This window comes from Bacillus sp. LJBS06 (assembly GCF_016924995.1).
In the GTDB taxonomy this organism is placed as follows: Bacteria; Bacillota; Bacilli; order Bacillales; family Bacillaceae; genus Bacillus; species Bacillus stercoris.
The window spans coordinates 3,737,490-3,761,902 of record NZ_CP070483.1; the positions used below are offsets into that span (position 1 = coordinate 3,737,490).

Annotated in this window: 24 protein-coding genes; 6 read left to right on the plus strand and 18 right to left on the minus strand. The window is 45.3% G+C overall.

Annotated features, from left to right (window positions below; translation table 11 throughout):
* The gene (prfA, locus tag JQX68_RS18995) at window positions 1-1,071 is read right to left on the minus strand and encodes a peptide chain release factor 1 (RefSeq protein WP_003227645.1); all 1,071 of its coding nucleotides are present in this window, start codon (window positions 1,069-1,071) and stop codon (window positions 1-3) included.
* Between the two features lie 125 nt (window positions 1,072-1,196).
* Between prfA and gloA2 the strand changes: the two genes are divergently transcribed.
* Window positions 1,197-1,583 (plus strand): SMU1112c/YaeR family gloxylase I-like metalloprotein, encoded by a 387-nt coding sequence (gene gloA2 / locus JQX68_RS19000; RefSeq protein ID WP_095432241.1) that lies wholly within the window; start codon window positions 1,197-1,199, stop codon window positions 1,581-1,583.
* 121 nt (window positions 1,584-1,704) lie between these two features.
* The gene (racA, locus tag JQX68_RS19005) at window positions 1,705-2,259 is read left to right on the plus strand and encodes a chromosome-anchoring protein RacA (protein WP_069150493.1); all 555 of its coding nucleotides are present in this window, start codon (window positions 1,705-1,707) and stop codon (window positions 2,257-2,259) included.
* A gap of 34 nt (window positions 2,260-2,293) precedes the next feature.
* Here racA and JQX68_RS19010 read toward each other — a convergent pair whose 3' ends face one another.
* From JQX68_RS19010 to spo0F, 11 genes are all read right to left on the minus strand, one after another.
* Window positions 2,294-3,253, minus strand: coding sequence for an AEC family transporter (locus JQX68_RS19010; protein WP_014478268.1), 960 nt, complete (start codon window positions 3,251-3,253; stop codon window positions 2,294-2,296).
* Between the two features lie 81 nt (window positions 3,254-3,334).
* A complete protein-coding gene (malS, locus tag JQX68_RS19015) occupies window positions 3,335-5,032 on the minus strand; it encodes an oxaloacetate-decarboxylating malate dehydrogenase (RefSeq protein ID WP_040081540.1) in 1,698 nt (565 codons plus the stop codon).
* Window positions 5,033-5,321: 289 nt separating this feature from the next.
* The gene (locus tag JQX68_RS19020) at window positions 5,322-5,909 is read right to left on the minus strand and encodes a thymidine kinase (RefSeq protein ID WP_014478269.1); all 588 of its coding nucleotides are present in this window, start codon (window positions 5,907-5,909) and stop codon (window positions 5,322-5,324) included.
* An 88-nt stretch (window positions 5,910-5,997) separates the two neighbouring features.
* Window positions 5,998-6,198 carry a 50S ribosomal protein L31 gene (rpmE, locus tag JQX68_RS19025; RefSeq protein WP_003151132.1) on the minus strand — a complete coding sequence of 67 codons (201 nt, stop codon included), beginning with the start codon at window positions 6,196-6,198 and terminating at the stop codon, window positions 5,998-6,000.
* A gap of 118 nt (window positions 6,199-6,316) precedes the next feature.
* Window positions 6,317-7,600 carry a transcription termination factor Rho gene (gene rho, locus JQX68_RS19030; protein ID WP_003221939.1) on the minus strand — a complete coding sequence of 428 codons (1,284 nt, stop codon included), beginning with the start codon at window positions 7,598-7,600 and terminating at the stop codon, window positions 6,317-6,319.
* Window positions 7,601-7,630: 30 nt separating this feature from the next.
* Window positions 7,631-7,792 (minus strand): hypothetical protein, encoded by a 162-nt coding sequence (locus JQX68_RS19035; RefSeq protein WP_003227632.1) that lies wholly within the window; start codon window positions 7,790-7,792, stop codon window positions 7,631-7,633.
* Window positions 7,793-8,006: 214 nt separating this feature from the next.
* Complete coding sequence (gene glpX / locus JQX68_RS19040; protein WP_040081539.1) at window positions 8,007-8,972, minus strand: class II fructose-bisphosphatase; 966 nt, start codon at window positions 8,970-8,972, stop codon at window positions 8,007-8,009.
* Window positions 8,973-9,002: 30 nt separating this feature from the next.
* Window positions 9,003-10,292, minus strand: coding sequence for a UDP-N-acetylglucosamine 1-carboxyvinyltransferase (locus JQX68_RS19045; RefSeq protein ID WP_147772648.1), 1,290 nt, complete (start codon window positions 10,290-10,292; stop codon window positions 9,003-9,005).
* Between the two features lie 378 nt (window positions 10,293-10,670).
* Window positions 10,671-11,309, minus strand: coding sequence for a fructose-6-phosphate aldolase (fsa, locus tag JQX68_RS19050; RefSeq protein ID WP_014665739.1), 639 nt, complete (start codon window positions 11,307-11,309; stop codon window positions 10,671-10,673).
* A gap of 120 nt (window positions 11,310-11,429) precedes the next feature.
* Window positions 11,430-12,287: a class II fructose-bisphosphate aldolase gene (locus JQX68_RS19055; RefSeq protein ID WP_003243339.1), complete on the minus strand. Its 858-nt coding sequence runs from the start codon at window positions 12,285-12,287 to the stop codon at window positions 11,430-11,432.
* 180 nt (window positions 12,288-12,467) lie between these two features.
* Entirely contained in the window at window positions 12,468-12,842 is a 375-nt protein-coding gene (gene spo0F, locus JQX68_RS19060) for a sporulation initiation phosphotransferase Spo0F (protein WP_003227621.1), read from the minus strand.
* A 165-nt stretch (window positions 12,843-13,007) separates the two neighbouring features.
* Here spo0F and JQX68_RS19065 point away from each other — a divergent pair, with 165 nt between their 5' ends.
* Entirely contained in the window at window positions 13,008-13,529 is a 522-nt protein-coding gene (locus JQX68_RS19065; RefSeq protein WP_014665740.1) for a DUF2529 domain-containing protein, read from the plus strand.
* Window positions 13,530-13,611: 82 nt separating this feature from the next.
* On the opposite strand, the gene pyrG is transcribed toward JQX68_RS19065, so the two are convergent.
* From pyrG to JQX68_RS19085, 4 genes are all read right to left on the minus strand, one after another.
* Window positions 13,612-15,219 carry a glutamine hydrolyzing CTP synthase gene (gene pyrG, locus JQX68_RS19070; RefSeq protein WP_147772649.1) on the minus strand — a complete coding sequence of 536 codons (1,608 nt, stop codon included), beginning with the start codon at window positions 15,217-15,219 and terminating at the stop codon, window positions 13,612-13,614.
* Between the two features lie 241 nt (window positions 15,220-15,460).
* Window positions 15,461-15,982: a DNA-directed RNA polymerase subunit delta gene (gene rpoE, locus JQX68_RS19075; protein ID WP_069150494.1), complete on the minus strand. Its 522-nt coding sequence runs from the start codon at window positions 15,980-15,982 to the stop codon at window positions 15,461-15,463.
* Between the two features lie 182 nt (window positions 15,983-16,164).
* Window positions 16,165-17,304 carry an acyl-CoA dehydrogenase AcdA gene (gene acdA, locus JQX68_RS19080; protein WP_147772650.1) on the minus strand — a complete coding sequence of 380 codons (1,140 nt, stop codon included), beginning with the start codon at window positions 17,302-17,304 and terminating at the stop codon, window positions 16,165-16,167.
* A complete protein-coding gene (locus JQX68_RS19085) occupies window positions 17,301-19,418 on the minus strand; it encodes a heterodisulfide reductase-related iron-sulfur binding cluster (protein ID WP_040081536.1) in 2,118 nt (705 codons plus the stop codon). Before JQX68_RS19085 ends, acdA begins: the two co-directional genes overlap by 4 nt.
* A 155-nt stretch (window positions 19,419-19,573) precedes the next feature.
* Between JQX68_RS19085 and cls the strand changes: the two genes are divergently transcribed.
* From cls to JQX68_RS19100, 3 genes are all read left to right on the plus strand, one after another.
* Entirely contained in the window at window positions 19,574-20,770 is a 1,197-nt protein-coding gene (cls, locus tag JQX68_RS19090) for a cardiolipin synthase (RefSeq protein WP_205440382.1), read from the plus strand.
* 12 nt (window positions 20,771-20,782) lie between these two features.
* A complete protein-coding gene (gene uvsE, locus JQX68_RS19095; RefSeq protein WP_147772652.1) occupies window positions 20,783-21,745 on the plus strand; it encodes a UV DNA damage repair endonuclease UvsE in 963 nt (320 codons plus the stop codon).
* 80 nt (window positions 21,746-21,825) lie between these two features.
* A complete protein-coding gene (locus JQX68_RS19100; RefSeq protein ID WP_014665748.1) occupies window positions 21,826-22,098 on the plus strand; it encodes a hypothetical protein in 273 nt (90 codons plus the stop codon).
* Window positions 22,099-22,140: 42 nt separating this feature from the next.
* Here the strand turns inward: JQX68_RS19100 and JQX68_RS19105 are convergent, their stop codons facing one another.
* The gene (locus JQX68_RS19105) at window positions 22,141-22,665 is read right to left on the minus strand and encodes a dihydrofolate reductase family protein (RefSeq protein ID WP_147772653.1); all 525 of its coding nucleotides are present in this window, start codon (window positions 22,663-22,665) and stop codon (window positions 22,141-22,143) included.
* Window positions 22,666-22,674: 9 nt separating this feature from the next.
* Entirely contained in the window at window positions 22,675-24,402 is a 1,728-nt protein-coding gene (locus JQX68_RS19110) for an ABC transporter ATP-binding protein (RefSeq protein ID WP_147772654.1), read from the minus strand.
* Window positions 24,403-24,413: the final 11 nt, after the last annotated feature.

Genomic DNA, 24,413 nt, shown 5'->3' on the forward strand with positions numbered 1-24,413 from the left:
TTAACCTTCCGACTGCTGAAGCTTGCTCGCCTGATCTTCTACGATCAGTGCTTCAACCACTTCGTCAAGTTTTCCTTCAAGAATCTGATCAAGCTTTTGAATCGTCAAACCGATTCTGTGATCCGTCACACGGTTTTGCGGGAAGTTGTATGTGCGGATACGTTCAGAACGGTCACCAGATCCGACTGCTGATTTCCGTGTTTGATCATATTCAGCCTGGGCTTCCTGCTGAAATTTATCATAGATTCTGGCACGAAGAACCTTCATTGCTTTTTCTTTGTTCTTGATTTGAGATTTTTCATCCTGGCATGATACAACAACACCTGTCGGCAAGTGCGTCAGACGAACGGCAGACATTGTTGTGTTGACGCTTTGTCCGCCCGGTCCGCTTGAAGCAAACGTATCGACGCGGATATCCTTCTCATGGATGTCAACCTCTACCTCTTCCGCCTCAGGAAGACAAGCTACCGTTGCAGTGGATGTATGGATACGTCCGCCCGATTCTGTTTCCGGAACACGCTGTACGCGGTGGGCGCCGTTTTCATATTTGAGTTTAGAATATGCGCCGCTTCCCGTAATCATAAAGATGATCTCTTTGTAGCCGCCTGTTCCGGTTACATTCGCTTCCATGACCTCTGTCTTCCAGCCTTGAAGCTCAGCGTAACGGGAATACATTCTGTACAGGTTGCCAGCGAATAAAGCGGCTTCCTCGCCTCCCGCAGCTCCGCGAATCTCCATGATAACGTTTTTGTCGTCATTAGGATCTTTCGGGATCAGGAGCACTTTCAAGCGTTCTGACAGTGTTTCCGTTTCCTTCTGAAGTTCAGAAATCTCTTCCTTCACCATGTCGCGCATCTCAGCGTCCAGCTTCTCTTCAAGCATTGCTTTTGCATCAGCCAGCTGTTCTGACGCATCTCTGTATTGTCTATATACGTCAACTGTTTCTTGTATATCAGATTGCTCTTTTGAATATTCTCTCAGCTTTTTCGGATCGTTGACTACTTCTGGATCGCTTAAAAGCTCATTTAATTTTTCGTATCGTTCTTCGATTGATTTTAAACGGTCTAACACGGTCTTCACCTCTGTTTTCCTGTGCGTAACATTCTCATTATAGTATAGTGATTAACCCCAGTCAAAAGCATTTCAATCCCAGCTTTAAAAGCCTCCTCTGCTATACTGGGAATCGAGGAGGGATATTGTTGCTGAAATCCATACATCATATTGCAATCATATGTTCAGATTACGAAAAGTCGAAAGCTTTCTACGTACATAAGCTTGGTTTTCAGGTGATTCAAGAAACGTACCGCGAAGAGCGCGGCTCCTATAAGCTTGATTTGTCGCTTAACGGCTCGTATGCCATTGAACTGTTCTCGTTTCCCGACCCGCCCGAACGCCAAACCCGGCCTGAAGCCGCAGGCCTGCGTCACCTCGCCTTTACAGTCAGCAGCTTGGATGAGGCGGTTCAGGCGCTTCATGAAAAAGGAATTGAAACAGAGCCAATCAGAAAAGATCCGCTGACCGGCAAGCGTTTCACCTTCTTTTTTGATCCTGACCAGCTTCCATTAGAACTGTATGAACAATAATATTTTTTGAAGAAAAAAAGGAGATACCCACTTTCTTTGCCGAATCTTTTCTTGTTTTGTCTAACGGGAAGGGAACCGCATTCTATGGTCGAATACCTAGCTAAAAAGGAGGTATGGGATCATGAATACAAATATGGTAGCAAGTGAACTCGGCGTCTCCGCAAAAACGGTGCAGCGGTGGGTGAAGCAGCTGAATCTCCCGGCCGAACGCAATGAGCTCGGACATTATTCGTTCACGGCAGAAGACGTGAAGGTTCTAAAATCTGTTCAAAAACAAATCTCTGAAGGCACGGCGATTCAAGATATTCATCTGCCGAAAAGCGCTAAAAAGCGCACAGGCTTCCTTGTCCAAAAAACAAATGGCGACACAGAACGAAGAATCGAGCAGCTTGAACAAAAGCTGGACACCCTTTTACAGCAAAGGCAGGACGAAAACGAACTGATAGCAAGGATTTCGGAGCTGGAACGCCAGCTGAAACAAAAAGCCGATGAAGGAGTATCTTACCAGCTGCTTCAGCACCGCAGAGAAATTGATGATATTCTTGCAGACCTGCAATCACTGACCTCGCAAATGAAAGAATTCACCGCTCAGCCGATCCCCGAGACTGCTGCTGCTTCTGAAAAAACCAAAACAAGAAAAAAACCGCTGCTGTCACTGTTCAAATTTCAAACCTAAAGCAAAAAGCTCCCCGTAAAGGGAGCTTTTTTTGTTACGCAGTAAGCGCGATAATGATTGGAAGTGAAATCAAAGACAGAATCGCACTGACCACAAACGCAGTCGCAGTTTCTTCTTCTTGTTTCTCGAAACGAGTCGCAATCATGGCTGCAACGGCAGAACCAGGGAATGCAACAAGAAGGATCGCTTTTGTCATTTGGTCAGCTGGAAGTCCGACTGCAAGAGCAATCAGGAACATTAACGCAGGCTGAACCGCAACTTTTAGTAACGCAATACCGATAGCCGGCATACTGAGTTTAATTTTACGAATACCAACGGTAACACCGACAGCAAAGAGAGCAACACCAGATGTTGTGCTTCCAAGCTGATCGAGCATTTTAACACCCAGCTCAGGAAGAGTGAAGTTGAACACCAACACTAAGATCATACTGATTAACGGAGCAGCTGCAAGCGGCTCACAAAGACCATGCAGGATTGATTTTCCTGTCATCTTCCAGAAGCTGTCGCCGCCCTCTTCGTTTTTCTTAGAAGTCTCACCTACAGTAGCAACAATGATCGCGAGCGGATCAAGAATCGCGTTTACCACGATACCTGTGACCGCGATCGGAATCGCAACTTCATTCGCTCCGAATAAGCTTCCCAATACAGGAATACCCATAAACGCGAATGTCGGCTGTGCAGAGTTCAAAGAAAATACAGATGAGTTCGTTAAATCATACTTGAAAATAAATCTGCAAACCAAAAGAATGATGATGTAGAAACCAACAATCCCAATAATTAAAGAAATCATTAAAGGAACTTGTGATAAAAATTCACTTCTGGAAGTTGTCAAAATACCAGCGATAAAGTGAGCTGGAAGTGCGTATTTCGTTACTAACGTACTTACCCCTTTTGCCGACTTGGCATCATAACTTCCAAAATGTCCTGCAAACCAACCCAGCACGATAACAAAGAAGATCGGCGCCAGGAGGATTAAGATATCTAAGATGCTCAAAATATTCTCCTCCAAATCCTATGTCCGTATACTTTAGCTTTACAAAAAGCTTTCCCTCGGACAGAAAAATTTACTCGCTAATTATTTCGCGATGATTTTTTTGTATTCCGGTGTCCACATTGCATCAAGAACCGCTTGTTTCACATCTTCAGGCTGACGATTTGCCACGCCATCTTTAATTGCTGCTTCAGCAACGGCAATCGCAACTTGAATAGAAACCTCTTGAAGCTTATCAATGCTTGGAAGCAACCCTGCTCCGGGTGTTTCAAGATCAACCATTTCAGCAATCGCATCAGCAGTTGCAGCAAACATAGCAGGCGTAATGATACGCGCTTCAGCTACAATTGAACCAAGTCCAAGACCAGGGAACGCGAATGCGTTGTTAGATTGTCCGATTTCATAAGAAACACCGTTGTATTCTACATTGTCAAATGGGCTTCCTGTTGCAATAAGCACTTTTCCGTCAGTCCATTTGAACAGGTCTTCAGGAACTGCTTCAGCAAGGTGAGTCGGGTTAGACATCGGCATGATAACCGGACGGTCTACGTGAGATGCCATTTCTTTTACAATTTCCTCTGTGAACGCACCTGAAACCCCTGAAGTGCCAATCAAGATCGTTGGTTTCGCTTGGCGAACCACTTCATCGAATGGAATTTGACCTTTTTCATCGCGCTTCCAGTCTTTCACTTCATCCGCATTGCGAAGGTAAGGTTTTTGGAAATCAAGGATGCCTTCGATGTCTTCAGTCAGCAAGCCTCTGTAATCAAGTGTGTAGAAACGTTTGTTAGCTTCTTCTTCAGACAATCCGGCAAGCACCATTGTGTCACGGATTTGGTCAGCAATACCGATACCGGCAGAACCAGCACCGAAAATAACAACACGCTGATCTTTAATAGAAGCGCCTGTTTTCTTCATAGCGGCAAGCACACCAGCAAGTGTAATCGCGCCAGTACCTTGAATATCATCATTAAATGTCAGGATTTCATGATTGTATTTCTTCATGATATTGCGTGCATTTTTGTTGCCAAGGTCTTCCCAGTGAAGAAGCGCTTTAGGGAAGAATTTCAATGCAGCTTTTACATATGCGTCAATGAAAGCTTCATAGCGTTCACCTTGAACACGTTCATGCTTGTTCCCAATATATAAAGGATCGTTTAGAAGTTTTTCGTTGTTCGTACCGACATCAAGCACAACCGGGATAACACGGCTAGGGTCAATACCAGCTGCAGCAGTGTAAACAGCTAATTTACCGATTGCGATGTTAATACCGCCTACACCCCAGTCACCGATACCGAGAATGCTTTCAGAGTCAGTAGCAACGATAAGATCAATATCGCCTGCTGTCGCATGAAGGTTTTCAAACGCTTTTTCAATACCGTCAATGTTGTCGATTGACAAGTAGATTCCTTGAGGTCTTCTATATTCATGGCTGTACTCCTGAATCGCTTCACCAACTGTTGGTGTGTACACAACAGGAAGCATTTCGCGAAGATGGTTTTGCAGCAATTTATAGAAAAGAACTTCATTGCGGTTTGCAAGATCACTTAAGTAAACATTTTGACGAAGGCGGTCAGGCTGCGCTTGGAACTGCTCGTACGCGCGTTGTGCTTGTTGATCAAGAGAAAGTACAGTTGGCGGAAGAAGCCCTTCTAAGCCAAGTTCTTGTCTTTCTTCTAGTGAAAAAGCAACGCCTTTATTTAAAGTAGGAATAGATAAAACTTCTTTTCCTCTAAGAGTTGTTTCTAAGTGCCCTTCTTTGGTTTTTTTTATGTTATTCAAGCAAATCTCCTTCTTTCTTGAAATAGTTAACCAAGTTAAGTAATAACCCATCTAAAATATGACCGATCATGATCTTTATGCGACTTTGTGACAATTATTCGAACAATGTCTCAAAACTATTTACATTACGTAAGCTATTGTATGCCTGTCAAAATCAAAATTCAAGGGAAGAAAATTACTTAATTTTTTAATATACTTAATTAAATTTTTTAATTGAATATTATCAGAATATAAAAAAAACACCGGTGTTTTCAGCCGGTGCTTTCTATCTTTATACCCATGTTTTGGACTATTTTTTAGATTTTCCTGGGACTTCGTGATGATGTCTGCATCTGGCTTCATACGATTCAGAGGCACCAACCAAAATGACCGGATCATCGTAAGAAGCAGGTTTGCCGTCAATGAGGCGCTGTGTTCTGCTCGCCGGTGATCCGCAGACAGAACAAACGGCTTGCAGCTTTGTCACACTTTCTGCAATCGCCATAATATTCGGCACGACGCCGAACGGCTCTCCCCTAAAATCCATATCGAGGCCCGCTGCTATCACACGGTAGCCTTTGTCGGCAAGAGATGATAAAACCTCAACAATTTCCTGATCAAAAAACTGCACTTCATCAACCGCAATCACATCTGTACTTTCACTGATGTGATCCCAAATGTCAGCAGCAGACGAAATGGCGTAGCTCGTCATTGATGTTCCATTATGGGAGACAACAGCAGCTTCGCTGTATCGATTATCAATCACAGGCTTAAATACCCTGACTTCCTGCTTGGCGTAAGTCGCTCTCTTCACTCTTCTGATCAGCTCTTCAGATTTACCCGAGAACATGCTGCCGCAAATCAGCTCAAGCCACCCGCTTTGTTTCATTATGTACATAGGCTTCGCTCCCCTCTCTCTGCCAGCTGTGCTTTAGACAATATAAAAAACAGGCAAGATTGCTTCTTGCCTGTTGAGAAATCTATTATTACTTAAGACCGTATTTTTTGTTAAAGCGATCAACACGACCATCAGCAGAAGCGAATTTTTGACGACCAGTGTAGAATGGGTGGCATTCAGAGCAAATCTCAACGCGTACCTCTTCTTTTACTGAGCCTGTTTCAAATTCATTTCCGCAAGCGCATTTAACTGTTGCTTTTTTGAAATTAGGATGAATTCCTGCTTTCATTGTATCCATCTCCTTCCGCCCTGAATCCCGTGTGGAAACAGAGTTATTATTTCGGAGCGTTGTCCGAAACGCATATGAGAAAATTATATCAGTGATTTACTTCTTTTGCAAATACAATTTACCTTCTTGCAGATGATAGATTTGCCTGTTTCCATTCTTGATTGAGAATATCGAAAAATTCCTGGTTTGTTTTGGTTTTTTTCATTTTTCTCATGAACTTTTCTGCGAAATCAGGTGAATCAGACATCGTTTTGCGGATCGACCATAGACGATCAAGATGCTCTTTAGGCACAAGCAGCTCTTCTTTGCGCGTTCCAGAACGGCGGATATCAATGGCAGGGAAGATGCGGCGCTCTGCCAGAGAGCGGTCAAGGTGAAGCTCCATGTTGCCTGTTCCCTTGAATTCCTCATAAATGACATCATCCATACGTGATCCTGTATCAACAAGAGCCGTAGCAAGGATGGTTAAGCTGCCGCCTTCTTCGATATTTCTCGCAGCCCCGAAGAAGCGTTTCGGACGGTGGAACGCCGCTGGGTCAATCCCCCCAGAGAGCGTTCTTCCGCTTGGCGGAATCACTAAGTTGTAGGCGCGGGCAAGCCGAGTGATACTATCCATCAGGATGATGACGTCTTTTTTATGTTCAACGAGACGCATCGCGCGCTCAAGCACAAGCTCGGCCACTTTGATATGGTTTTCCGGCACTTCATCAAACGTTGAGCTGACGACATCCCCAGCTACAGAACGCTCGATATCGGTTACTTCCTCAGGTCTTTCATCAATTAAAAGCACGATTAGCTCTGCTTCAGGCTGGTTCGCTGTAATGCTGTTGGCAATTTCCTTCAGCAGCATCGTTTTTCCGGCTTTCGGCGGCGCCACAATCAATCCGCGCTGTCCAAATCCGACCGGCGCCATCATGTCCATAATTCTTGTAGACAAGAAGTTCGGCTTTGTTTCAAGCACCATTTGGCGATCTGGATAAAGTGGCGTAAGAGCAGGGAAATGCACACGCTCTTTTGCTGATTCGGGATCATCCCCGTTCACTGCTTCAACGTGCAAAAGTCCATAGTAACGCTCATTTTCTTTTGGCGGGCGAACCTTGCCGGATACTTTGTCTCCGTTCCGCAAATCGAAACGGCGGATTTGTGAAGCTGAGATGTAAATATCTTCTGAGCTTGGAGAGTAGTTGATCGGTCTCAGGAAGCCGAAACCTTCAGACTGGATGATCTCAAGTACGCCTTCCATAAACAACAGGTCTTCCTGTTCTGCATTCGCTTTCAGAATGGCGAAAATGAGTTCTTTTTTTGTCAGTTTACTGTAATAGGAGATTTTATAATGTCTTGCAAGTTCATAAAGCTCTTTCAATTTCATATTTTCCAATGAGGAAATAGATACGTCTTTCATAAAAACACCACGCTTTTCATAGTCAATATCTTACTCTGAACATGTCATCTGCTGCTTTTGCACAACATCCGCCAAAGCACATTCTTTTTTTAACATAAAGGAACTTCTATCGGTAACACTTCCACCCATGATCGGCGCTTTTGTTAAAAGGATTGTCTTAATGAGTTTTGAAGGAAGCGAGGACAAAAACATGAGAAGATCAATACTTATATCGTCTGTATGCGGTAGAAATTGAAACTTTCCTAGTGCTTAAAAGAAGGTATTACGCAGTAAAATTCGCAGCACTCTTTATTTTTACCTTATTTCAAAAAATTATTCAACTGAAATAAGGTTTTGACATGGAATTGATAGAGTTGACGCTTTTCTGCAAAAGTTAAAGCGGGCTCTCACCCGCTTTTTCTGTTTGTTATGGACGGATTACAAGATTTGGTTTCTTTTTCAAGCTGTGTCTGCCGTCAACGAAACGGACAGTGCCTGATTTTGCACGGATAACTAAGCTTTCAGTTGTTCCGACAGAGCCTTTAAATTGAACTCCTTTTAACAGCTCGCCGTCAGTAACCCCTGTAGCTGCAAAAATCGCGTCATCACCCTTCACAAGGTCTTCCATGCGAAGGACTTTGCTTAAATCAAGGCCCATTTTGTGACAGCGTGTGATTTCTTCTTCGTTTTGCGGAAGAAGTTTACCAATGATTTCTCCGCCGAGCGCTTTTAGCGCGACAGCGGATAGCACACCCTCAGGAGCGCCGCCTGATCCGAACAGGATGTCAACGCCCGTGTGGTCGAAAGCCGTGTTGATGGCGCCAGCGACATCGCCGTCATTGATCAATTTGATTCTGGCGCCGGCCTCACGAAGCTCGGAAATGATTTTTTCGTGTCTTTCACGGTTTAAAATGGTGGCAACGACGTCCTCAACGTCCTTGTTTTTTGCTTTTGCCACCGCTTTAAGGTTGTCAATGACAGGTGCTTCAATATCAATGCAGCCCACCGCCTCCGGGCCGACTGCAATTTTTTGCATATACATGTCAGGAGCATTCAGCAGCGTGCCATGGTCTGCGACCGCGATCACCGTCAGCGCGTTCCAGCCGCCGCTTGCTAAGATGTTTGTGCCTTCAAGAGGGTCAACTGCGACATCAACGCGCGGGCCGTACCCGTTTCCGAGTTTTTCCCCGATATACAGCATTGGCGCTTCGTCCATTTCTCCCTCACCGATTACAACGGTCCCTTTCATCGGCACTGTATCAAAAACGTCTCTCATTGCACTTGTTGCCGCTTCATCAGCCTCGTCCTTTTTTCCCCGGCCCATCCATCTCGCCGATGCTAATGCCGCAGCTTCGGTTACACGTACCAATTCCATTGATAAACTTCTTTCCATTTCAACACGATCTCCTCTCACAAGAAACCATTATGAATTTTGAAGCTGTTCTATTTCTTCGTCTGTCATTCTTTCACGCCAAATTGTAGCTCCAAGCCCCTCAAGCTTCTTCTCAAGGCTGCTGTAGCCGCGGTCAATATGCTCCAGTCCTGTAATTTCCGTGACGCCGTCAGCCATCAGTCCGGCTACCACCAAGCAGGCACCGGCACGAAGATCGCTCGCCTTCACTTTTGCGCCTTGAAGCTCGACAGGACCTGTGATGATGGCGGATCTGCCTTCCACTTTCATATTGGCACCCATCCGTCTCAGCTCATCAATGTGCTTGAACCTTGCCGAGTAGATGGTGTCTGTAACGACGCTTGTCCCTTTTGCCCTTGTCAGAAGCGCCGTCATCGGCTGCTGTAAATCCGTCGGAAACCCCGGATATACGAGGGTTTTGACGTCAACCGGCTTTAAGTTCTTCTGCCCGCCGACAATAAGAAGCTGGTCGTCGCTTGTTTCGATATGATAGCCCATTTCTCTCAGCTTTGCCGTTAACGACTCAAGATGAGTGGGAATGACGTTATCGATAATGACTTCCTTGCCCATTGCAGCGCCCGCAATCATAAATGTCCCGGCCTCAATTCTGTCCGGTATGATCGTATGCTTGCAGCCGTGCAGTTCCTGAACGCCGTCGATTCGGATCACATTGGTGCCCGCGCCTTTGATTTTGGCGCCCATGTTTGTAAGCAATGTCGCGACGTCAATAATCTCTGGCTCTTTGGCAGCGTTTTCGATAATCGTTTTCCCTTCTGCCAAAACAGCGGCGAGCATAATGTTAATCGTTGCTCCTACGCTTACGACATCTAAATAAATCCGTGCGCCTCTCAGCCTTTCAGCTCGCAAATAAATGGCGCCTTGTTCATTGGTTACTTCAGCTCCGAGCGCCTCAAAGCCTTTGATATGCTGATCAATCGGGCGGGGCCCTAAGTGACAGCCGCCAGGCAATCCAATGACTGCTTGCTTAAAGCGGCCTAGCATCGCCCCCATTAAATAATACGACGCGCGAAGCTTTTTTACTTTCCCGTTAGGAAGCGGCATGCTGATCATCGACGTAGGGTCAACAACCATTTCCCCATTCTCAAAATGCACGTTGCCGCCGATTTCCTTTAACAGGTCACGCAGCGTTTCAATATCTGAAATCTCTGGAAGCCCTTCAATTGTCACCTCGGAATTTGCCAAAATGGTTGCAGGTATTAACGCAACAGCGCTGTTTTTAGCGCCACTGATATGTACTGTACCGTTTAACGAGTCACCGCCGGCAATATTCAACTTTTCCATGATAGTCTCCTTCCATAAGAAGATAGCTGCGGAGCTAAATAAAATGTCATTTTATTCTGTCTCTGCAAATAAAGCTCATGTCCAAAATCTAGCCAATTCGAAGAGAAAGAATACAACACATTGTAAAATATCAGGAAGAAAATAGCGAAGCTTTGCGGGGCACAGGTTTCAAAAGTTGCACAGAGACCCGCCGGCTCAAGAGACATCGTCTTCATCCGGCAAAAGCAGTACGCAAACCCTTCATTCCGATATCAGCTTCTGCAGCCCAATGATTCCTTCTCTGTAAAGCGGCGTCAGCATCTGAAGGTCCGCTGTATCAGGTCGGTGAAAAACAAAGGCCGCGGCAAACAGGCATAAAGCTGTTTGCCGCCCCTTTCATTATTTGTTCCAGTCTGCCAGGAATTGTTCGATTCCTTTGTCTGTTAACGGGTGTTTAGTGAGCGCATGAATGACTTTCAGCGGCATTGTGCCGATGTGAGCCCCTCTTAAAGCGGCTTCTGTCACGTGCTGCGGGTGGCGGATAGACGCTGCAATGATTTGCGTGTCAAGTCCGTGAATGTCAAAAATCTGTTTAACTTCTGAAATCAGGTCAAGTCCATTGTGGCCGATGTCATCTAAACGTCCCAGGAATGGAGATACATACGTCGCCCCCGCTCTTGCAGCAAGAAGCGCCTGGTTGGCATTGAAGATCAATGTAACGTTTGTTTTGATGCCTAAGTCAGTAAGTGCTCTCACCGCTTTTAAACCGTCAGACGTCATTGGAATTTTGACCGTAATGTTCGGAGCGATTTTCGCCAGTTCTTTTCCTTCCTCGATCATTTCCTCAGCTTTCAAAGAAATAACCTCTGCGCTTACAGACCCTTTCACGACGTCTGTGATCTCGCGAAGACGGTCGTGGAATGATACGTTAGCTTCCTTTGCTACTAAACTAGGGTTCGTCGTTACACCGGCGAGAATTCCTAATTCATTCGCTTCTTTAATTTCATCGATATTGGCTGTATCAACAAAGAATAACATTTTCAAAAAGCCTCCCTGATTAAGAAATTTTCCGAACTGTGAAATATGATTGCGCTTTCTATAGATAGACGGAAAACCGCCTGTCAAGCTGTCAGGCGGCTATAAAAAGTTCCAATTGAATTAAGCTTGGTTTGAAGAACCAAATTCACGCATTTTACCGATAACTGTTTCTTTGATCGCTTCACGAGCTGGTCCAAGATATTTACGTGGATCGTACTCGTCAGGCTTAGCTGCCAATGTTTCACGAACAGCTTTTGCAGAAGAAATTTGGTTTTCAGTATTCACGTTGATTTTAGCTGTACCAAGTGAAATTGATTTTTTGATGTCAGCAGTCGGAATTCCAGTACCGCCGTGAAGAACTAGCGGAAGACCAGTTGATTTCCCGATTTCTTCCATTTCTTTGAAGCCAAGGTTTGGTTCGCCTTTGTAAGGGCCGTGAACAGAACCTAATGCAGGTGCAAGGCAGTCGATGCCAGTGCGCTCAACAAGCTCTTGGCACTCTTTAGGGTCAGCGTAGATTACGCCTTCAGCGATAACGTCATCTTCTTGTCCGCCGACTGTTCCAAGCTCAGCTTCTACAGATACTCCGTGGAAATGAGCAAGCTCAACAACTTTAGCAGTTGTTGCTACGTTTTCTTCAAATGGATGGTGAGAAGCGTCGATCATTACAGATGTGAAACCTGCATGAATCGCTTTCGCACAAGATTCAAAGCTTGAACCGTGGTCTAAGTGAATCGCAACAGGAACTGTCACTTTGTACTCTTCCATAAGTGCTTTTACCATAGCAACGACTGTTTTGAAGCCGCCCATGTAGCGTCCCGCACCTTCGGAAACACCAAGGATCACTGGAGATTTTTCTTCTTCAGCTGCTTGTAAAATCGCTTGAGTAAACTCAAGGTTGTTTAAGTTAAATTGTCCTACAGCGTACCCTTTTTCTTTAGCTGTATTCAACATTTCCGTCATAGAAACTAAAGGCATGTCGAATGTCCTCCTTATGTAGCCTGATTGTCTTCTAGCGAAAAAAGCTTTCCACCCTAGCATGACCCATATATTGCTGTCATATGTAAATACTCAGATCGCTTTTTCTCCATAACTAGGATACCAACTTTTCGACAAATCGGCAACACAATGACATCATTCATTTGTTTCTTCTTTTTGTCAGTTAGACTTCAGGGGCAGATATTTTTTGACAGCGTCTCTGATTTCGTCGATGTCAAACGGCTTTGCAAAGTGCGTTAGAGCGCCCAATTCCTTTGATTCCTGAATCATGTCGAGCTCTCCGTATGCCGTCATGATAATGACCCGGATGTTTTCGTCAATGACCTTCATCCGTTTTAGGATTTCGATTCCGTCCATGCCGGGAATTTTCATGTCTAAAAGCACAAGATCTGGCCGTTCTTTTGTCACAATGTCAAGCGCTTGCAGGCCGTTTGCAGCCTGAAACGTCTGGTAGCCTTCTTTATTGAACACTTCATTAAGCAAAATACGAATGCCGTATTGATCATCAACGATTAAAATTTTTTCATTCATCATTTTACACCCCAATATTATGATTTTCGTCAAAAGTAAGCAGTAGTGTATGTATTCTGTTTGATTTTCCTATTTCCTTTAATTATAATAGTCTACTTTACGACATTTTCTGAGCATTTTCTCTTTTGTTGTATACTGATATTGTACGTTATAAAGGAGGATTCACTTATGTTGAAAATATTTACGACGCAGTTAACAGGTATTTTTTCCCGCATTCAGGATAAGGAATCTGACGCGATTGAAGATGGGGCGCGGCTGCTTGCTCAAGCGGTGATCAGCGGGCATTCCATTTATTTATACGGAGCGAATGAACTTCAGGGCGTCTTTTATGAGGCCACTGAAAGCAAAGAACCCTTTCCATCTGTCAAAGCCTTTCCGGAAAGCGCTGAAGAAGTGACAGAAAGCGACAGGGTGCTGATGTTTTGCTCGGGGCCGGGCACAGCCGAAGAGCAGGCGCTCGCAAAAGAGCTGTATGAAAAAGGCGCGGGAGTCGTATGCGTATCGCCCGCAGCCAAAGATAGCGCGGGAATAGAACAGTATTGTGATGTGCATATTGATTCCAAATTAAAAATGCCGCTTGTTCCCGATGAAGACGGCACCCGTTACGGATTTCCCTCTTTAATGACGGCACTGTATGTCTATCACGCTTTATCGTTTACCCTAAAAGAAATTCTGCAAGAGTATGCATAATATCTTATTGTACATGCTTGATCTTGCCGGAAACAAATAAAAAAGACTTGCCCGCTTTTGACAAACGGCAAGTCTTTTTTTGTTACTTCTGATTCGCAGCTTCGACAGACGCTCCAATAAAGCCTTTGAATAGAGGCTGAGGTCTTGTCGGTCTTGACTTGAACTCTGGGTGGAACTGAGAAGCCACGAACCAAGGGTGTTCTTTCAGCTCGATGATTTCAACAAGTCGTCCGTCAGGGCTTGTGCCTGAGAATACGAAGCCTTGCTCTTCCATTTGCTGTCTGAATTCATTGTTAAACTCATAGCGATGGCGGTGGCGCTCGTACACCACTTCATCCTGATACACTTCAAAGGCTTTCGTGCCTTCTTCAAGCTTACAAGGGTAAAGGCCGAGACGAAGCGTTCCTCCGAGATCCTCAACATCCTTCTGTTCAGGAAGAAGGTCAATGATCGGGTATTGAGTTGACGGATCAATTTCCGCTGAGTGAGCGCCTTTTAAGCCCAATACGTTTCGTGCGTATTCAATAGACGCCACCTGCATGCCCAAGCAAATGCCCAAGAACGGAATATTGTTTTCGCGCGCGTGTTTTGTTGCGACGATTTTGCCTTCAACACCGCGGTCTCCGAATCCGCCCGGCACAATGATGCCGTCAGTTCCGCTTGTGAGTTCTGCGATATTGTTTTCTGTCACTTCTTCCGCGTTGATCCATTTCACTTTTACATCTGTGTCAAACGCATAGCCCGCATGGCGAAGGGACTCGACAACAGAAATGTATGCGTCAGGAAGCTCAACATATTTGCCGACAAGGCCGATTGTAATCGTTTGAGACAGATTGCTGACCTTGTTAACAAGCTCTTTCCACTCGGACATTTCCGCTTCTTCGCATGCCAATTTCATGTGCTCGCAAACAAGCTTATCAAGCCCTTGTTTTTGAAGCTCAAGCGGAATGGAGTAGAGGTTGTCCGCATCTTCACATTCAATAACCGCTTTTGTATCGATGTCGCAGAATAGCGCGATTTTATCTTTCATATCTTGAGAAATCGGCATTTCTGTACGAACGACGATAATGTTTGGCTGAATGCCCAAGCTGCGCAATTCTTTTACGCTGTGCTGTGTCGGTTTTGTTTTTAATTCCCCAGCAGCTTTAATGTAAGGGACAAGCGTACAGTGGATGTACATTACGTTTTCACGGCCGATGTCGCTCTTCATTTGGCGGATTGCTTCAAGGAATGGCAATGATTCGATGTCTCCGACAGTACCGCCGATTTCTGTAATAACGACATCTGCGTTTGTCTCTTTTCCTGCGCGGTAAACACGGTCTTTCAATTCGTTTGTGATGTGCGGGATGACCTGTACGGTTCCGCCAAGGTAATCTCCGCGGCGTTCTTTTTTAAGAACTGTTGAATAGATTTTACCTGTTGTCACGTTGCTGAATTTATTCAGGTTGATGTCGATAAAACGCTCATAGTGACCAAGGTCCAAGTCTGTTTCAGCGCCGTCATCCGTTACGAATACTTCACCGTGCTGGTACGGGCTCATTGTTCCCGGGTCAACGTTGATGTATGGATCGAATTTTTGAATCGTCACGTTCAGTCCGCGGTTTTTCAGCAAACGTCCTAATGAAGCTGCTACAATACCCTTTCCAAGTGAGGATACAACTCCCCCGGTTACAAAAATATATTTCGTCATTTCGTTTGCTCCTCTCTTCGCTCTTAGCTACATTTTTAAAATGTACTATTTTATAAAAAATCATTTAGCCTTTTAAATGATTTATAAGAAAAATGAGGGGTGAAAATAAGAAAGCTCCCTTTCAATTTCTTGAAAGGGAGCATAACGTACTATGTTCTCTCTTCGTTTTTGAAGAGCCCAAAATACATACTACATAGTTCGACTATGAAAGTCAAGATCGTTTTGAAGATGAAATCTTATACTATTTAACTTCCTCTTCTTCATCGTCATAGTCTTCATCATCTTCATCAATAATATCTTCTTCAATCTCAAGATCGTCATCGTCTTCATCAATATCTTCATCATCAAAATCGTCGGTCTCAAGATCAAGTTCTTCCTCAACTTCATCCAAATCAAGGTCGTCTTCATCGATCTCTTCAAACTCGTCAAGATCAAGATCTTCCTCGACTGCTTTCTTCGCTTTTTTCTTTTTCGCCTTGACTGTCGGCTGAGTTTCTTCATCAAGCTGATCATACGGATACCAGCTGCGAAGCCCCCACGTCTGGTCAGAAAGCGCCAGGAAGCGGCCGTCAATGTTTAAATCTGTATAAAATTGAGCGATGCGGTCTCCAAGCTCTTCTTTTTTCACGCCGAGCAAAGATGCAATTTCATTTAAAAGCTCCTGAAAAGGAACTGGTTTTTTATGTTCTTCAAATAATTCGTGAGCGATTTCAACTAAAGCCATTTCCTTTAGCTCTTCCTGTGAATATTGTTTGATACCCAAGGTCGGACACTCCCTTTCTATTACTTATATGTATCTGTTTTATCAATAATGAAAGCGATTTTGTATCGTTCTTATACAAACCATACCTCTCATTATAAACAAAATAAAACAGAATATGCTACCCTTAACAGCGTTAATTTAAATAATTTTACAAGAGTGATCCGACTGAGAGATGTTTTCCGTTAATCCGCGAGCATTCTGGAGATGACAAGTCTTTGAATTTCTTGAGTGCCTTCATAGATTTGCGTGATTTTCGCATCACGCATATAACGTTCTACTGGGTAATCTTTTGTATAGCCGTAGCCGCCGAAAATCTGCACGGCTTCAGTCGTCACCTTCATCGCCGTATCTCCAGCCATCAGTTTGGACATGGCGGAAGCTTTTCCATATGGAAGGCCTGATGATTCTAACCATGCAGCCTGATAGGTCAGTAGCCTTGAAGCTTCTATCATTGTAGCCATATCCGCGAGTTTAAAAGCGATGCCCTGCTGCTCAGCGATCGCTTTTCCGAATTGCTTTCGCTCTTTTGCATATTGAAGCGCCGCATCAAGCGCCCCTTGAGCGATGCCTACGGCTTGTGCGGCAATGCCGTTTCTGCCTCCGTCAAGCGTCTGCATCGCGATTTTGAAGCCTTCTCCTTCTTCTCCGAGACGGTTTGATGCAGGGACTACACAATCTTCGAACATGATTTCCGTTGTCGGTGAAGAACGGATGCCCAGCTTCTTTTCTTTCTTGCCTGTAAAAAATCCTTCAAAATCCTTTTCTACTATAAAAGCGGTAATGCCTTTTTTCTTTTTCTCGGGATCGGTGACTGCAAAAACAATATAAATATCAGCAACACCGCCGTTTGTGATAAACACTTTTGAACCATTTAACACATAGTCATCGCCGATTCGTTCAGCAGTTGTTTTCATGCCGCCGGCGTCAGAGCCGGACCCTGGTTCGGTCAAAGCGAATGCGCCGATTTTCTCTCCTAGGGCCAGCTGTGTTAAGTACTCTGTCTTCTGTTCCTCCGTCCCAAAGGCAAACAGCGGCCAGCTGCAAAGAGAGATATGGGCGGAAAGCGTCACACCGGTGGAGGCGCACACTTTTGACAGCTCCTCCACCGCGATGACGTAGGCCAAATAGTCACTCCCGATTCCACCGTAATCTTCAGGCCACGGAATTCCCGTCAGCCCCAGATTTGCCATTTCCCGAAACAGTTCGCGATCGAAGCGTTCTTGTTCGTCTCGTTCTGCCGCTGTCGGAGCCACCTCATGTTTCGCAAAATCGCGCACCAATTTTCGTATCATCTCGTGTTCTTCTGATAATGAAAAATTCATTCCTTCTCCCCCATTTTCAGGTCAGCGCCTAAAACGGATTGAGCCAGAAGCTCGACGACGTCGTATGTTTTGACTTGGTCTTCGGCTTCCTTCGCCTTTGTGCCGTCCCCAAGCATCGTGAGACAGTACGGACAGCCGGAACTGATCACCGATGGGTTGACCGCTAGCGCTTGCTCAGTCCTGGCGACGTTAATCCTGTTACCCGTTTCTTCCTCCATCCACATTAATCCCCCGCCGGCTCCGCAGCACATGCCGGTTTCCCGGTTCCTCTCCATTTCAATCAGCTGCACGCCCGGAATGGCTTTCAAAATCTCTCTCGGCGGATCATAGACTTCATTGTACCTGCCCAAATAGCACGAATCATGGAAGGTAATCGTCTCATGAAGCGGATGCTGCGGCTTTAACTTTCCGTTTTTTACAAGCTCGGCCAGCACCTCTGTATGATGATAAACCTCGCCTTCAAATCCGAAATCCGGATATTCGTTTTTAAATAAATTGTATGCATGGGGATCGATCGTAACGATTTTTTTGACATCATTTTTTTCAAATTCAGAAATATTCTTCTCAGCCAGCTCTTGGAACAAAAATTCATTTCCGAGGCGGCGCGGCGTGTCTCCTGAATTTTTTTCTTTATTGCCGAGGATCGCGAAGGACACGCCTGCGTGATTGAGCAGCTTGGCAAAGGAAATCGCGATTTTCTGGCTTCTGTTGTCGTAGGACCCCATGGAACCAACCCAGAAAAGGTACTCAAACTCTTTTCCTTCTTTTTTCATTTCTTTCACGGTCGGAATCTCAGCATCCGGCGCCGCGTCACGCCAGTTTTCGCGTTCCTTGCGGTTGAGTCCCCACGGATTTCCCTGCCGCTCGATACTAGTCATCGCGCGCTGGGCGTCACTGTCCATTTTTCCTTCAGTCAGTACGAGGTAGCGGCGGAGGTCGATGATTTTATCCACGTGCTCATTCATGACCGGGCATTGATCCTCACAGTTTCGGCAAGTGGTGCATGCCCAAATTTCTTCCTCTGTGATGACGTCGCCGATCAAGCTTGGATTGTAATCCAGCGCTGCTGCGGCTTCCTGCGATCCGCTGCCCGCTGACGCTGCCGCCAGCTGATTGCCTCTCGTATGTTGGAACGCTGCCGCGGGCACCCATGGCGAGCGCGAGGTGACGGCGGCGCCTTTTTCCGTGAGATGGTCTCTGAGACGCAAAATCAAGTCCATCGGAGACAGCATTTTTCCGGTGCCTGTTGCAGGGCACATATTGGTGCAGCGGCCGCACTCGACACATGCGTACAAATCAAGCAGCTGGGACTGCCTGAAATCTTCAATTTTACCCGCTCCGTAGCTTTCTTTCGTTTCGTCGGTAAAATCTATTTTTTCAAGTTTTCCGGCAGATTCCATTCGATTGAAAAAGACATTTGCCGGGCCGGCGATTAAATGGGCATGCTTCGACTGAGGCACGTACACTAAAAAGCTAAGCAAGAACAGAAGATGGATCCACCATGCGATATAGAAAATCACTGCCGCACCTGTTTTCCCGACTCCGCTAAGCATAAACGCAATACCTGAAGCAATTGGCTCGCTCCAAGAAAGCCCATGCTCATGCCAGATCAGATTCATCCCATTCCCAAGCAGAACGGTCAGCATTAAACCTCCGATGAAAATCAGAACGAGTCCGGCTTTGAAATTGCGTTTCAGCCTCACGAGCTTTTCGATATAACGTCTGTAGAATGCCCATCCCACAGCAATTAAAATGAGAAACGTAACGATTTCCTGAAAAAAGGTGAAAGCGGGATAGACCGGTCCAAGCGGCAGATTACGGCCAGGAGCCAGTCCTTTGATGATAAAGTCAATCGCTCCGAACTGAACCAAAATAAATCCATAGAAAAACATGACGTGAATAATACCGCTTTTCTTGTCCTTAAGCAGTTTTTTCTGTCCGAATACATTCACCCATATGGCGCGAAGCCGTTCCTTGAACCGTTGATCAAATTGTTCTTTCTGGCCGAGCTTGATGTAGGCCAGTCTCGTTTTGACCAAGTACACAAACAAATAGACAGCGTAAGCGGTTACAATCAAAAATAATAATGCATTTGCGATGAGAAAGCCGCTCATTCCAATTCCCCCTTTTTACTGGATAAAGACCGCGATCCCCTACCCCCGAATCTGTATAAGATTACCTTTATGATAAATAATGAATGAGTGTTCAGTCAATAATTAAATTCCCGCTGTTCGGGCACACTACCTTTACTACGGAAAGGAGTGCCGGTATGAAGGTATTTATCGTGATTATGATCATTGTCGTTATTTTTTTTGCTTTGATTCTGCTTGATATCTTCATGGGCCGTGCCGGATACAGAAAGAAGGCGTACGAGCCTGGTTTTTCAAAAAAGAAGAGTGACATCGAATTGATCCACTGCGGATCAGATCTCGTTGAGCGGATGATGAAGGATATTCGCCAGGCTGCCTCTTCTGTTCACATGATGTTTTTTATTATGAAAAATGATGAGGTCAGCCACAATATGTATACCCTGCTGAAAACAAAAGCCCAGGCTGGCGTCTCCGTTTATTTGCTTCTGGATTGGGCGGGCTGCCGGGCAATTAAAAAAACGGCGCTGCAGACAATGCAAAATGCCGGCGTCCATGTCCATGTGATGAATCGTCCCCGTTTTCCTTTTTTCTTTTTTCACATGCAAAAGCGGAATCACCGGAAGATTACGGTGATAGACGGAAAAATCGGTTATATCGGCGGGTTTAACATCGCCGAAGAATATCTTGGAAAGAAGGCGAAGTTCGGCAATTGGGAGGATTATCATCTGCGTATAAAGGGAGAAGGCGTACATGATCTTCAAACGCTTTTTGCTTCCGATCTAAAACGAAATACCGGAATCACATTGGGTTCGGATGTTTGGCCAAAGCTTCAGCAAGGGAATATTTCTCACAAGATCTATGCAACCGACGGTTATTCCCTTGAAAACATATACTTGGCCAATATCGCCCAAGCGAAGAATCGCCTTACGGTTTGCACGCCTTATTACATTCCATCAAAACCGCTCCAAGAAGCCCTCCTCAATGCAAGAAAAAACGGCGTATCCGTGAGAATCATTGTACCGATGAAATCAGACCATCCGCTAGTGAGAGAAGCGGCTTTTACGTATTATTCGGAGCTCTTGGATGCAGGCTGTCTTATTTATCGTTATTATCAAGGGTTTTATCATGTAAAAGCTGTCATCATAGACGACCATCTCAGCATAATCGGAACAGCCAACTTCGATAAACGAAGCCTGTTTTTAAATGAAGAGGTGAATGTCGAAATTGATGACGAAGCGTTTACAAGTGAAGTCTATGCCACGATTGAGGAGGATATGAAAAAGTCGGAGCTGCTGACGATAGAGGATTTCAGCAAGCGCACATTCAGGCAGCGACCGGCAGAATGGCTCGGCAAGGCGTTATCTTATTTCTTATAAAGGAGAGTTCCTATGATTTTCAGATTCGGGTTCGTTTCAAATGCGATGAGCCTTTGGGATGCGTCTCCCGCTAAAACATTGACATTCGCGCATTATTCAAAGCTTTCAAAAACTGAAAGAAAAGAAGCGCTTCTGACTGTGACAAAAGCCAATTTACGCAATACGATGAGAACCCTTCACTATATCATCGGACACGGCATTCCTTTGTACCGTTTTTCCAGTTCGATTGTGCCGCTGGCTACGCACCCCGAAGTGATGTGGGATTTTGTAACACCATTTCAAAAAGAGTTTCGGGAGATTGGAGAGCTTGTGAAAACACATCAACTGAGATCAAGCTTTCATCCAAACCAATTCACTCTGTTTACGAGCCCGAAGGAATCTGTCACAAACAATGCGGTAACCGATATGGCGTATCATTACCGTATGCTTGAAGCCATGGGCATTGCTGATCGCTCCGTGATCAATATTCATATTGGCGGCGCTTACGGCAATAAAGACACCGCGACCGCACAATTTCATCACAATATAAAACAGCTGCCGCAGGAGATCAAGCAGCGGATGACACTTGAAAATGATGATAAAACATATACGACGGAAGAAACGCTTCAGGTCTGTGAGCAGGAGAATGTTCCGTTTGTCTTTGACTTTCATCATTTTTACGCCAATCCAGATGATCACGCCGACCTGAATGAAGCGCTGCCCCGGATGATCAAAACGTGGGAGCGGATCGGCCTTCAGCCTAAGGTTCACTTGTCTTCTCCAAAATCGGAGCAAGTCATACGCAGCCATGCCGATTATGTTGACGCCAACTTTTTGCTGCCGCTGTTGGAACGCTTTAGGCAATGGGGAACAAATATAGATTTCATGATCGAAGCAAAGCAGAAAGACAAGGCGCTTCTCCGCTTGATGGATGAATTAAGCTCCATCCGCGGTGTCAAACGCATCGGCGGCGGCGTGCTGCAATGGAAGTCATAAATGTGCAAAAACAGGTTTACGGCTTGCTCGCTCTGGGAACATAGGCTATATAAGACAACAATCGATGGAGGAGAAAGATCATGAAAAACATCAAGTCTCTGAAAGTAGCCGCACAGGCATTTACTTTAAGAAATTTGATTCATCTTTATAAAATGTGCCATTCCGGAAGTCACGAGGTTTATATTTACTCAAAGAAAACGATGTGCAAAATCAAAAGCTTAATTGAGCTTGAAACATTCCGCATGGCTCATAACGAAAAGGAATACCTGATCGTAGTGGAAGGAACAAAAGCGCCACAGCTGATTGAGAAATTCCAAAATCTTATCGAGCCTGCTGAAAGAGAAGCGCTTTAAATTTACATATAAAAAGGATAGACATCTTGTCTATCCTTTTTCTTATGATCTTACATAATGGAGCTGAACCGCTTGTCCAAATTGTTTCATCCCTTTTAGCCGCAGCTTTGTTTCGTTCGTTAGCTCTTGAAACAGCGGGATGCCGCTTCCTAACACAACCGGAATAACGGTGATGATGAATTCGTCGATGGCATCTTCTTTCATAAAGGCATTCACCAGCTCTCCCCCGCCAGCTATCCAGATGTTTAAGCCTTTTTCCTGTTTCAAACGGTCAGTGAAGGCTCTGGCTCCCTCATTGATAAACGTCACATGTTCATCCTGATAACTGTCGGGCGATCCTGTAAAAACATAGCAGGTTTTATCCTGATACGGGAAAACGGGGGTTAGCACTTTAACGTGCTCATATGTGCTCCGCCCTAAAATGACTGTATCAACAGTCTGATAAAAATCACTGTAGCCGTTGTCGCCTTCACCTTCAAATTCCTCCAGCCAATCGATGCTTCCATCTTCTCTTGTGATCATTCCGTCCAATGAAACAGCAATGTACAGCACATTTTTTCTGTCCATGTTCTCCCCCTATCGCTGCACCATTTGCCCGAATTGCGCTTGATGCAGCCTGCTGTATAGGCCTCCGGCTTCGATCAGGTCTTGATGACGGCCTTGTTCTTCAATCCCATTGTTTGTAACGACTACAATTCTGTCCGCGTCTTTGATTGTCGCCAGCCTGTGGGCGATGACGAGCGTCGTGCGCCCCTCGGACAACTCTTGAAGCGCCTTTTGGATCGCCGCTTCCGTTTCCGTATCAAGGGCTGAGGTGGCTTCGTCGAGAATCAGGATCGACGGATTTTTCAAGAACATCCGCGCAATTGACAAACGTTGTTTTTGTCCGCCGGAAAGCTTCACGCCGCGTTCGCCAATCATAGTATCCAATCCATCCGGCATGCTATGGACGAGATCTTCCAGATGCGCCTGCTTCACAGCCTGCCAAATGTCTTCTTCTGATGCGCTTAATCGGCCGTAGGCGATATTTTCTCTAAGCGTACCCGCGAATAAGAAAACGTCCTGCTGTACGACGCCAATTTGCCCGCGCAATGAAGAAAGCGTCATGTCTTTTATGCTGATGCCGTCAATTGTAATGTCGCCCTTCGATGCTTCATAAAAACGCGGAAGCAGGCTGCAAAGCGTTGATTTTCCCGCACCTGACGGACCGACGAACGCAACCGTTTCCCCCGCTTGAATGGATAGATTAATGTCATTGAGGACGTTGTGATGGTCATCATAGCCAAACGAAACATGTTCATAGCGGATATTGCCCTTCAGGCCGGAAACATCTCTCGCATCAGGTGAATCCTGAATATCCGGCTCGGTCTCCATGAGTTCCATATAGCTTTTGAAGCCGGCGATCCCCCTCGGATACATTTCAATAATGGCATTAATTTTGTCAATAGGCCTGAACAGCACATTCGTCAGGAGCACAAACGCCACAAATTCCCCGTACGATAAGGAGCCGCGAATAACAAACCACGTCCCGCACAAAAGGACAAACAGCGTGACAAACCTGGTCAGCATATAGCTGATTGAACCGTTTTTCGCCATGATTTTGTAGGAAGAAAGCTTTGTGACACGAAAACGCTGGTTGTTGACGGCGAAGCGTTCTTTTTCAAACGCTTCATTGCCGAACGCCTGCACAAGCCGGATCCCGCCGATATTATTTTCTACCCGCGCGCTGAAGTCCCCGATATCTTTGTTCAGTGTGGTAAATGCTTTGGTCATTTTTTTGTTGAAATAAAGCGCCAGCCAAATGACGATCGGCATAATGATAAACGTTAATAATGCCAGCTGCCAGTTAATAAAAAGCATCACTCCGAACGCACCGAGTATGGTCATGACGGCAATGAATAAGTCTTCCGGACCGTGATGGGCAACTTCACCGATATACATTAAATCGTTCGTCAGCTTCGACATCAGTGTTCCCGTCTTGTTGTTGTCGTAAAATTTAAACGGGAGCTTTTGCAAATGGTCAAAAAGCGACTTTCTCATATCCGTCTCGATATTAATTCCGAGCATGTGCCCCCAGTAGGTCACAATATACTGAAGAGCCGAGCTGAGCGCGTACACCGCAAATAAGCCGATTGAGGTCGCGATGATCAGCCCCCAGTCCCTGCCCGGCAGCAAGGTATCAATAAAATAATTGACGATCAAAGGAAAGCTAAGCTCCATTAAACCTCCCGCGATCGCTGAGAAAAAGTCGAGAAAGAACAACGTTTTATATGGTTTATAATATGAAAAAAATTGCCGCAGCACCCTATCTTCCC